The 10783-nt window shown below is 36.1% G+C and carries 10 protein-coding genes; 5 read left to right on the forward strand and 5 right to left on the reverse strand.

The window, feature by feature from the left end; translation table 11 throughout:
* Positions 1-242 precede the first annotated feature (242 nt).
* The 3 genes from ACY651_RS13800 (at position 243) to ACY651_RS13810 (ending at position 5037) form a co-directional block, all read left to right on the forward strand.
* Complete coding sequence (locus tag ACY651_RS13800; protein WP_462253719.1) at positions 243-614, forward strand: four helix bundle protein; 372 nt, start codon at positions 243-245, stop codon at positions 612-614.
* A gap of 167 nt (positions 615-781) precedes the next feature.
* Positions 782-3256 (forward strand): helix-turn-helix domain-containing protein, encoded by a 2475-nt coding sequence (locus ACY651_RS13805; RefSeq protein WP_462253721.1) that lies wholly within the window; start codon positions 782-784, stop codon positions 3254-3256.
* The gene (locus tag ACY651_RS13810) at positions 3256-5037 is read left to right on the forward strand and encodes a UvrD-helicase domain-containing protein (protein WP_462253723.1); all 1782 of its coding nucleotides are present in this window, start codon (positions 3256-3258) and stop codon (positions 5035-5037) included. The genes ACY651_RS13805 and ACY651_RS13810 overlap by 1 nt, the downstream gene beginning before the upstream one ends.
* 66 nt (positions 5038-5103) lie before the next feature.
* Here ACY651_RS13810 and ACY651_RS13815 read toward each other — a convergent pair whose 3' ends face one another.
* From ACY651_RS13815 to ybeY, 4 genes are all read right to left on the reverse strand, one after another.
* Complete coding sequence (locus ACY651_RS13815; RefSeq protein WP_462253725.1) at positions 5104-5871, reverse strand: hypothetical protein; 768 nt, start codon at positions 5869-5871, stop codon at positions 5104-5106.
* A 116-nt stretch (positions 5872-5987) separates the two neighbouring features.
* On the reverse strand, positions 5988-6503 hold the full coding sequence (locus tag ACY651_RS13820; protein WP_462253727.1) for a cupin domain-containing protein: 516 nt from the start codon (positions 6501-6503) through the stop codon (positions 5988-5990).
* A gap of 197 nt (positions 6504-6700) precedes the next feature.
* On the reverse strand, positions 6701-8569 hold the full coding sequence (gene mnmG / locus ACY651_RS13825) for a tRNA uridine-5-carboxymethylaminomethyl(34) synthesis enzyme MnmG (RefSeq protein ID WP_462253729.1): 1869 nt from the start codon (positions 8567-8569) through the stop codon (positions 6701-6703).
* A gap of 144 nt (positions 8570-8713) precedes the next feature.
* Positions 8714-9139, reverse strand: coding sequence for an rRNA maturation RNase YbeY (gene ybeY, locus ACY651_RS13830; RefSeq protein WP_462253731.1), 426 nt, complete (start codon positions 9137-9139; stop codon positions 8714-8716).
* A 71-nt stretch (positions 9140-9210) separates the two neighbouring features.
* On the opposite strand from ybeY, the gene ACY651_RS13835 reads away from it, so the two are divergent.
* Together ACY651_RS13835 and nadD are read left to right on the forward strand one after the other, a co-directional pair.
* On the forward strand, positions 9211-9453 hold the full coding sequence (locus tag ACY651_RS13835) for a FeoA family protein (RefSeq protein WP_462220165.1): 243 nt from the start codon (positions 9211-9213) through the stop codon (positions 9451-9453).
* A 29-nt stretch (positions 9454-9482) separates the two neighbouring features.
* Positions 9483-10055, forward strand: a complete 573-nt coding sequence (gene nadD / locus ACY651_RS13840) for a nicotinate (nicotinamide) nucleotide adenylyltransferase (RefSeq protein WP_462253733.1) — start codon at positions 9483-9485, stop codon at positions 10053-10055.
* On the opposite strand, the gene ACY651_RS13845 is transcribed toward nadD, so the two are convergent.
* On the reverse strand, positions 10056-10783 hold a 728-nt coding region (locus ACY651_RS13845), incomplete at its 5' end, for a chromate transporter (protein WP_462253735.1).

The raw sequence follows: 10783 nt of genomic DNA on the forward strand, positions 1-10783 counted from the left end.
GAAGGAAAGCTCATCAACCGCAGCTACACCGATAAAGATGGTATTAAAAGATACGTTACCGAAATACAGGTAAATGAGTTACTGCTGATTGGCGGTGAGAAGCCTGCCGCTTAAGGCAATGTAAAATGGCGAATGGGTGAATATCGAATGTTTGTAATATTGAAAGGTTTTCTGTTAATCATACTTTCTACACATTCGATATTCGCAAATTCGGTATTACCTAAATTAATAAATAAAGCGTCATGACCAATGAGGATTTAAAAAACAGAACCAAGCAATTTGCCTTACGCATAATTAAGCTGGGCAAAAGTTTAAAAGGGGATGATATTGACCGTATTTTACTAAAACAATTAATACGCAGCGCTACATCTGTTGCTGCAAATTACAGGGCTGCAATAAAGGCAAAATCAAAAAAAGATTTTGTTTATAAACTAAATGTAATTGAAGAAGAGGCAGATGAATCATATTTTTGGTTAGAAATAATTTGCGAAGCGGAAATTATAAAAGCAGAAAAACTTTCTTTATTAATAAAAGAAGCTAAAGAACTTACAGCTATTTTTACAGCACAGGGAAGAACAGCGAAGGCAAATTTAAAAAATTCAACCACGGAGTAAAATTTCGAATTTGCGAATATCTAATATTATTCAGTTTTAACTGTCAGTAATTTTACAAATTTTGTATGCATAAATTTATCATTGATCCTTTCGGATATTGTTAACTGCTTATATTAAACAACATTCGATATTCGCCATTTGTATATTCGATATCAAAACATAAAGGAATGACAACTACCATAGAACGCAACGAAATATTCGACCTTGCATACCGCTTTGTAACCGAAACATCTGAAAACATTTTCCTCACCGGTAAAGCCGGTACGGGCAAAACCACTTTTTTAAAATACTTAAAAGAAAACGCCACCAAAAATATTGTGGTAGCAGCACCAACAGGTGTAGCGGCCATTAATGCGGGTGGTGTAACGCTGCACAGTTTATTTCAATTGCCCTTTCATCCATTTTTACCCACCAGAAATCATAAGGAAGAGTTGCTGGGTAAAATAAGGTACAACAAACAGCGCCAGCAATTGCTGCGTAAAATGGAGGTGCTGGTAATTGATGAAATAAGTATGGTGCGTTGCGATGTGATGGATGCTATTGATACTATTTTAAAAAGCATCCGCCGCAATTATGATACGCCTTTTGGCGGTGTACAATTATTATGCATTGGCGACTTACACCAGTTGCCCCCGGTAGCACAAAACCACGAGTGGGCTATTTTACAGGAATATTATACCAGCCCATTTTTCTTTGATAGCATGGCCATTAAAGAACAAATGCCGTTGCTTATTGAACTGAATAAAATTTACCGGCAAAAAGAAGATTCGTTTGTACGCCTGCTAAATAAAGTTCGCAACAACCAAATGGATGCCGATGATTTTGAAGACCTGCACATGCGCTACGATCCGTTGTTTTCTCCCATGCCAGGAGAAAAATATATTACACTCACCTCTCACAATAAACAAGCTGCGGAAATTAACCAAAGAAAAATAGAAAATTTATTTACCAACGCTTTTACTTTTAAAGCAGCAATAGAAGAAGATTTTCCGGAACATATTTTTCCTGCAGAAGCAGAATTAATATTGAAGGAAGGTGCACAGGTAATGTTTTTAAAAAATGATGTAATTGCAAAAAGATATTTTAATGGAAAGATTGGCGTGGTGAAATTATTAGAGAAAAATAAAATTGTTGTAGACTGCGATGGTGTGGATATTGAAGTGGTTAAAGAAACCTGGGAGAATACCCGTTATACTTTAAACCGCAGCGATGGAAAATTAGAACAGGAAATCATGGGCACGTTTACACAATACCCTTTGCGTTTGGCCTGGGCCATTACCATTCATAAAAGCCAGGGGTTAACTTTTGAAAAAGTAATGATTGATGCAGGTTCTTCTTTCAGCAGTGGGCAAGTGTATGTAGCACTCAGCCGTTGCACCAGTTTAGAGGGAATCGTGTTGTTGAGTAAATTATCTTCATCAACATTATTTAGTAACGATAGTGTAATTAAAGGCCAGCAATCGCTTACACACAAGGGCTCACTTGCAGATCGCTTTACAGGCGCAAGGCAGGTTTTTACACAACAATTGATAAGCGAAATTTTTAGTTTTAATGAGGTTGAAGTTAGTATCGCTTTACTGCTGCACCACATTACACAACAACAGGATAAATTAAATGCCGAAAGTTTACCTTGGATAGAAAATATAAAACAACATTTTATTACGGATAAATCGGTGGGTCTAAAATTTATTGATGTGGTGAGTGGCATTATGAAAGAGGAACCGGTAATTGAAAATAATGCTGCCGCACAAAAAAGAATTAGTGACGCTGCCAATCATTTTGAACCTAAATTTTTATCGTATCAAAAAACGTTACAAAATCATCCGCTTGTAACAGAGCATAAAGAAACTTCTACTATTGTTAATGAGCAGTTGAATCAATTGGCTTTAGTTATTTACAGCATCATTTATTATTTGCAATATTGCAAACAGCCTTTTTCGTTAACTACATTTTTACAACACAAATTAAAATTTGCGTTGCCTAAAATTAATCTTACCTGCTATGCCAGTGGTAAAAAAGAAATTTATACCGATGTTGCCAATACCGAATTATACAACACCTTAAAGCGCTGGAGAGATATGAAAATGCAGGAAGAAAATGTGTTGATTTATATGGTGGCCAACCAGGCTACGTTAAAAGAAATTGCTACTTATTTACCGCTTACTAAAAAAGATTTGTTGCAAATTAGCGGCTTTGGAAAAGTGAAGGTAGATAAATATGGCGATGACATTATTGACGCTGTGGAAGAATATTGCAGCCGCAATGGTTTTGAAACCAATATGCATGCGCTGCCCTCTAAAGCATCTAAAGAAAAAGGATTGAGAGAAAAAAATGCGGTTACCAAAACTGATACTAAAACCATTTCTTTCAATTTATACAAAGAAGGAAAAAGTATTGCTGAAATTGCAGTAGAAAGAAACCTGAGTGTTGCAACCATTGAAGGTCACTTTGTGCCTTTTATTATAGAGGGAGAAATTGAGATTAACGATTTGGTATCACCCCAAAAACAACAATTAATTTTAGATGCGGTTGCCATACATGGCGCACTCAGCCATAAAACATTGATTGAAAATTTGCCTGCTGATTTTACTTATGGTGAAATAAAAATGGTATTGGCCGCAGGAAAAATAACAACCGCCTGATGAAACTAACTCACGAACAGGAAGACATCATTAATTCTAACGGCGATATAAAAATAAATGCCGTTGCTGGCTCGGGCAAAACTACTACTGTTATTGAGTATGCCAAAGCCAGGCCGGCAACAGCTAAAATCTTGTACCTGGCTTTTAATAAATCGGTAAAGCTGGAAGCTATAAAAAAGTTTGCAGCAAAGGGTTTACAAAACGTAATTGTAGAAACAGCACATTCGCTGGCGTATAAAAATATTGTTTCCAGGCATCAGTATAAAGTAAGGGCACAAGGTTATAAAACACATGAAATAGCAGAGTTGCTTGGCCTGCAGGGCAATGGCGAAAAACATCATGAGTATGTAATTGCCAACCACATCAATAAATTTATTGCACTTTTTTGCAACAGCGATAAATTAAAAGTGCAGGAGGTAAATTATTTAGATACCATCAGCGATGCTAAAGCCAAAACTTTTGTAAAAACTTTTTACCATTTTATAGAAACACAAACCCGGCAACTGCTGGCCAAAATGGATAAAGGCCAAATAGAAATAACGCATGATTTTTACCTGAAAAAATTTCAACTGCAAAATCCTGTTTTACAATTTGATTATATTTTATTTGATGAAGGACAGGATGCCTCCCCGGCAATGCTGGATATTTTTTTAAAACAGGATGCTACAAAAGTAATTGTTGGTGATACGCACCAGCAAATTTATAGCTGGCGCTATGCGGTAAACTCTTTGGAGAAAACCAGTTTTACTACTTTTAATTTAAGCCATAGTTTTAGGTTTGGGGCAAACATTGCTAATCTTGCCACACAGGTTTTATTTTGGAAAGATGCTATTAGCGAAACAAAACCAATAACTATAAAAGGCCTGGGAACCAGTAACGATACCAAAACAAAAGCCGTAATTGGCAGAACTAATTTGGGATTGTTATTGAAAGCTATTGAGTATGTAACCGAAAAGAAAAACATTAAGCAGATTTATTTCGAAGGCAATTTTAATTCTTACACCTATGCGGATGAAGGCGCTTCTTTATACGATGTTTTAAATCTGTTTAATAATAAACGGTCGTTAATAAAAGATGCGTTGATAAAATCGATGGGCTCAGTAAAAGATTTAGAAGAGTACATTGAAAAAACGGAAGATGCCCAATTGAGTATGATGCTGGAAATTGTAAAAGAATATGGTAATGATATTTACGATATTATAAAAACGATAAAACAAAAGCAGGTTGAAAACGATGACAAAGAAAAAGCGGAACTTATTTTTTCTACAGTACACCGATGCAAAGGAATGGAATATGATGCTGTGCATTTGGTTAAAGATTTTATTACCGAAGATAAAGTGCAACGGCAGGCACACGAATTGGATAATGATGAAAAGAAAATAAACAAGCTTAACGAAGAAATTAATTTATTGTATGTGGCTATTACCCGTACAAAAAACACACTGCACATTCCCGAAGAATTATTACCTGCCGATTTTCCTAAACTGGCGCAAATACACATTATTAAAAAGGAAGAGCCTAAAGAAATAAAACCAGTGGTGATTGAAGCGGCTAAAAAAAGATCTAATTTTTCTAAATACAGAGGTACAAGTGATAAAACATATTCGGTTGAATTAGTAAGAACAAAACAAGGCGAAACTTATAAACCCTGGACGCCGGAACAGGATGAAAAACTAACACAGCTTTTTAATAACAATACATCCGACTCAGAAATTATAAAACATTTTGGCAGAAACGCAGGAGCTATAAGATCAAGATTGAGAAAGCTGGGATTGAAATAAATTAGCCAAGGATACTTCGACAAGCTCGGTATACAGATTTTATCGAATCGATTTATAGTGTAAGCTTTAATGTTGATAGCTAAAAATACGTTTGACCATTTTTATAGGCTTTTTATTATCATTGAAAATTGTTTGCTGTATCCAGTTGCCGGCTGTATCCCAACTTTCATATTTGTATAACAAATATTTTTTAGCAGTTGAATCCTTAAAGTATGCGACTTCAAGCATACTTTCCGGATATTTTTTACCCGTTAAATGTATCTTTACTTCTGAAGTAAGTATTCCAATGCTATCTTTTGCTGTTGCACTAATTTGATAAATACTATCATATCCATTTTTATAAGACACTGTTAATTTGCCATTAATATCGTAACAATTCATACCTAACAAAAGTCCAAATTTATTTTGTTGTATGTCGTGATAATAGTTTTCGGGTTTGTCATTTGAATCATAAACTTCCATAGCTATACAATTACCGCTACTATCATATTTTAGTATCATTTTAGACTGCTTCTTTCCATTCTCAAAGGTTGTCGAAGAAGATAAAGAGCCGTTCTTATTGAATATTAAAAACTCGACAATCTTATCGCCTTCTATCAAATCTTTGGTTGTATCTGTAATTGTATTTCCAAGTTTATCAAAAATTTCAATTGTTACCAACTCAAGTTTTCCAATTTGGCCAAGGCTGTCAACATTATATGTTTCAGTTACTAATTTTATAACATTGCCCCTAATATTTGCCTGTTCCAAATCGGTAAGATATTTTATCTGTAGCTTTCTTGTACAAGAAACCAATAAACAAATTCCACAAAGAAATTTTAATAACAGATTCATAAATTAAAGTTCAGACAGATTTGATTAACAACCAAAAGGCAGCCAATATTATTAGCTGCCTTGAAATTTTTTCCTTGTATTAATCCGTGAAAATCCGTTTGATGCATGGCCAACTCCTATCTTCCAAAATCATCCTGCACCCTTACAATATCGTCTTCGTTACTGGGGTTTGCTGCATCAGTGTGGCGCCAAATTTCAGCAATAATTCCCCAGCCTTTTGTACCTAACAAACGGTGGCGTTCGCCTTGTTTTAGTTGTATAATATCGCCGATACTTAATTCTTTAGTTTCCTTTTCTTCATCTGTATCACTGGTAACCACGCCAGCTACACCTCCAATCAGTTTCCAAATTTCGGCTCTGCGGTGGTGGTATTGCCAGCTCAATCTTTTATCAGGTGCTACCACTAAAATTTTAGGGCTAAGTTTGCCGCTAATATTTAATTCTTCTTTAGTAAGATGTGGAAAATATAAATTGATAAATTTTTCAGCCTCATTTTCCTCAATTACAAAAAAACCGCCCCAGGGCCTGGTGCTGTCCTGTTTATTAATTTTTAAATGCTGGTGGTGCAGATATTCTGCTACATGTTCAAAAATTAATTCCTTTGGTGTGTCGTTTTTAAAATTTAAATGCATGGTAAATTTTTTGTAGTAAACGTTTTATTTTAAAAAATATTGAATTTGCGAATGGCGAATATCGAATATTTTTTGATGTAAGCTTTTTTATAAAACTGAAAAATTCATTTAAATAAACCAGCCAATAAATTGAAGCTTTTATTTCCAATAATTTTTTAACATTGAAAATATTCGCCATTCGCAAATTCAACATTCCATTATCTCCCCATAAACACCATCAATATCTGCACATCACTTGGGTTTACGCCTGATATACGGGAAGCTTGCCCTAAAGTACGTGGCTTAATTTTCTTAAATTTTTGTTTGGCTTCTGTGCCTAATGAAACCAGTTTTTCGTAATCAAAATTATCCGGAATAATTAAATCTTCCAATTGGCTCATTTTTGCCACCAGTTCTTTTTCTTTTTCAATGTATGTTTCATATTTCAATTGTATCTCCGCCTGTTCTAATGTTGATGGGGTAAAATCTTTCAACGCATTTTGTAAAGAATGAATTTGCTGCATCATATTATGTAACCCAATATTTGGCCTTAATAAAATTTGTGCCGCTTTCTGTTTACTAACTAACGTTGATGATTGTACGCTTTCTAAAAATGGATTTATTTCTTCGGGATCCAGGCTTATTGCTGATAGTATTTCTTTTATCTGCTCCACCCCTTCTTTTTTGCTTTTTACCAATTCCATTCTTTGCTGGCTTGCCAAACCAAGGCGGTAACTTTTTTCAGTTAATCTTAAGTCTGCATTATCCTGCCTCAATAAAGTTCTGAATTCGGCCCGGCTGGTAAACATCCGGTAGGGTTCATCCGTTCCTTTATTTATCAAATCATCAATCAATACTCCAATATAAGCTTCGCTTCTTTTTAAAACAAGCGCTTCCTGTTCTGTTGCTTTTTGATGAGCATTTATCCCAGCCATTAATCCCTGGCAGGCAGCTTCTTCGTAACCGGTTGTTCCATTAATCTGTCCTGCAAAAAACAGGTTTTCAATCAGCTTGGTTTCTAAGCTAAATTTTAATTGAGTGGGTGGAAAAAAATCATACTCAATTGCATAACCCGGCCTGAACATTTTACAGTTTTCGAAGCCAGGTACTAACTTAAGTGCTTGATGCTGAACATCTTCTGGTAAAGAAGACGAAAATCCATTTACGTATATCTCAATAGTATTAAACCCTTCGGGCTCCACAAATAGTTGATGACGGTCACGTTCGGCAAAGCGGTTTATTTTGTCTTCAATACTTGGGCAGTATCTCGGTCCGGTTCCCTGTATTCTTCCCTGAAACATGGGGCTTTTTTCAAAGCCAGTTTTTAAAATATCGTGTACTTCGGGGCTGGTGTATGTAATCCAACAGCTCTTTTGCTGTGCAGCAGTTACTTTTTTTGTGGGCAGATAACTAAACCCAACAATTTCTTCATCTCCTTTCTGCTCTTCCATCTTGCTGTAATTCAAACTCCGGCCATCTAATCTTGGGGGCGTTCCGGTTTTAAGGCGGTCGCTTTCAAAACCCAGCGATACCAATTGTTCGGTAATTCCAGTTGCGGCCTTCTCTGCCATTCTTCCACCACCCAGTTGTTTTTCACCAATATGTATAACACCATTTAAGAAAGTGCCATTGGTTAAAACCACCGATTTTGCCCTTATTTCATGCCCTAATCCAGTTACAACTCCGTAAACACGGCCATTTTTTATTAAAAGACTGTTTACCATATCCTGGTAAAAATCCACATTTGGGGTATTCTCCAGCATTTCCCGCCATTTGGCTGCAAACAGCATTCTGTCGCTTTGGGCTCTCGGGCTCCACATTGCCGGTCCTTTACTGCGGTTAAGCATTCTAAATTGTATCATGCTCTCGTCAGTAACAATACCGCTGTAACCACCCATGGCATCAATTTCCCGTGCAATTTGCCCTTTTGCAATGCCTCCCATTGCCGGGTTACAGCTCATTTGGGCAATAGTTTGCATGTTCATGGTAACCAAAAGAACTTTACTGCCCAAATTTGCGGCCGCAGCTGCAGCTTCGCAACCTGCATGACCAGCGCCAACTACTATAACATCGTATTCTGCAAACATTTGGCAAAGGTACGAATTGGGTAACAGCTATTAAAAACATCGTTTTGAACGTTCCACATGAAAAAATGTTCCACCCTGAAACATATTTGTTTCCCGTGGAACAGTGGATTATACTTTTATGTTGCAGTAAAAATTAAAAAGGGTTTAAAACTGAAAATATTGATTCAGCAGGTGGTTTTCCGCATCTCTCATCCCCTTTTCATCCCTTGCGCTTTTATCCCTATAACCGCAAAGGTGCAAAGCGCCATGAAATATTACACGGTGCAGTTCCTCCTTAATACTTACTCCTAAAGTAGCGGCATTCTCTCTTACTCTGTCGGTGCTAATGTAAATCTCTCCGGTAATTTGCCGTGGGATTTCGGATAGATCGAAAGTTATAATGTCCGTATAAAAATCGTGTTGCAGGTGAGCTTTGTTAATTGAAAGCAGGTAATCATCCGAACAAAAGATATAAGTAAGGTTTGAAAGCTGCTTCTTATTTTGCCGGAAAATTTTTGGGAGAAAGGCCTTTAAACCTGCTCTGTTTTTTAGGATACTTTTATCCTGAAGAAAAAAAAATTGTATTGGCATAGTTAATTTCTAATCTCGAAATTATTAAACAATTACTAATGAATACTTTTGTGCTAATTAAAATATTATAAATGGACAGGCGATTATCGGAAGTTGGAGTTGGAAAGGCAGTAATTATAAAACACTTTGAAAATGATGACATTTTTTTAAAGCTGATGGAGATGGGTTGTGTGCCTGGAGAAAAAATTATTATTGACCAGGTGGCTCCGCTTGGAGATCCGATTTCGATATTAGTTGCGGGTTACCGGCTTAGCTTAAGGTTGAATGAAGCAGAAAATATTTGGGTTGAAGAAATTGCAATCTTGTCAAAATAAATTATAAACTATTGATTATCAATTAAATAATGACAGTTGGATTATATTTTGGCTCTTTTAACCCGGTTCATGTTGGCCATTTAATTATTGCAAACCATGTTATTAATAGTACAGACTTAAAGCAGGTTTGGTTTGTAGTTTCTCCGCAAAATCCATTTAAAAATTCTGCCTCTTTATTAAACGAATACCAGCGGTTACACCTGGTAAACATTGCCATTGATGGTGAAACCAAATTAAGAAGCAGCAATGTAGAGTTTAAATTACCCAAGCCTTCTTATACGGTTGACACACTTGCTTACCTTACGGAAAAGCATCCCGAAAATGAATTTGCCATTATTATGGGCAGCGATGGTTTTCAAAATTTAGATAAGTGGAAGAATTACCAGCTTCTTATAAAAAATTATTCTTTTTACATTTATAAAAGGCCGGGCTTTGAAATTACTGAAACCTTTGGAGCCAAAATTATAATGCTGGAAGCGCCATTACTGGATATATCGAGCACACGTATACGAAGTTTAATAAAAGAAAAAAAATCTATCCGGTTTTTGGTACCCGATGCAGTTAAAGAAGAGATTGAAAGAAACGGCTATTATAAAATGTAACTAAAACAACCAGCCCAATCCTAAACAAAACAGCACAATAAAAGGTGCAGGTATTTTTGTTAGTTGAAGTATTAAAAAAGTGCCGGCGATTACACCTATATTTAAAATACTTACAGCATTAAAAGAAATAATTGAAACATCTTTTAATAAGTATAAAGTTGCAGCCCACATAATACCTACAACCACAGCATTAATACCTTCCAGAGCACGGTAAACCACAACATATTTTTTTAAGTATTGCCAAACCGGAAAGAAAAATAAAACTAATAATGCACTGGGTAAAAAAATGGCGACAGCCCCAATTATACATCCTAAAAGCTGCATTTCTTTTCCTTCATTTTTCATTGCCATGCCACCGGTAAAAGAAGCAATTGAAAAAACCGGCCCCGGCATAGCCCGCACAATTCCCATCCCTGTTGTCATGTCTTCTTTCTCAATATGAATTTGAGTCAGAGCAGTAACAGAATCAATCTCACGAAGTGCTTCAGGACGAACAGAATACTGCTCATACATCATCGGCATCAGCACATGGCCGCCTCCAAAGACCAGACTTCCCATGCGGTAAGTATTTTCGAAAAGGTTGATAGGCTTACGTTCCGGCCAATTATTAGTTCGTGCGGTTTCGCTAAAAGCACCGGCAAGCAAAAAGATGGCGACAAACAACCAGATATTACCCCACTTTACTTTTTTAGGACTGATTTCAATTTCAGGGATTCTCTTTTTACTGA

The sequence above is a fragment of the Ferruginibacter sp. genome, from assembly GCF_031391665.1.
Classification (GTDB): domain Bacteria; phylum Bacteroidota; class Bacteroidia; order Chitinophagales; family Chitinophagaceae; genus Ferruginibacter.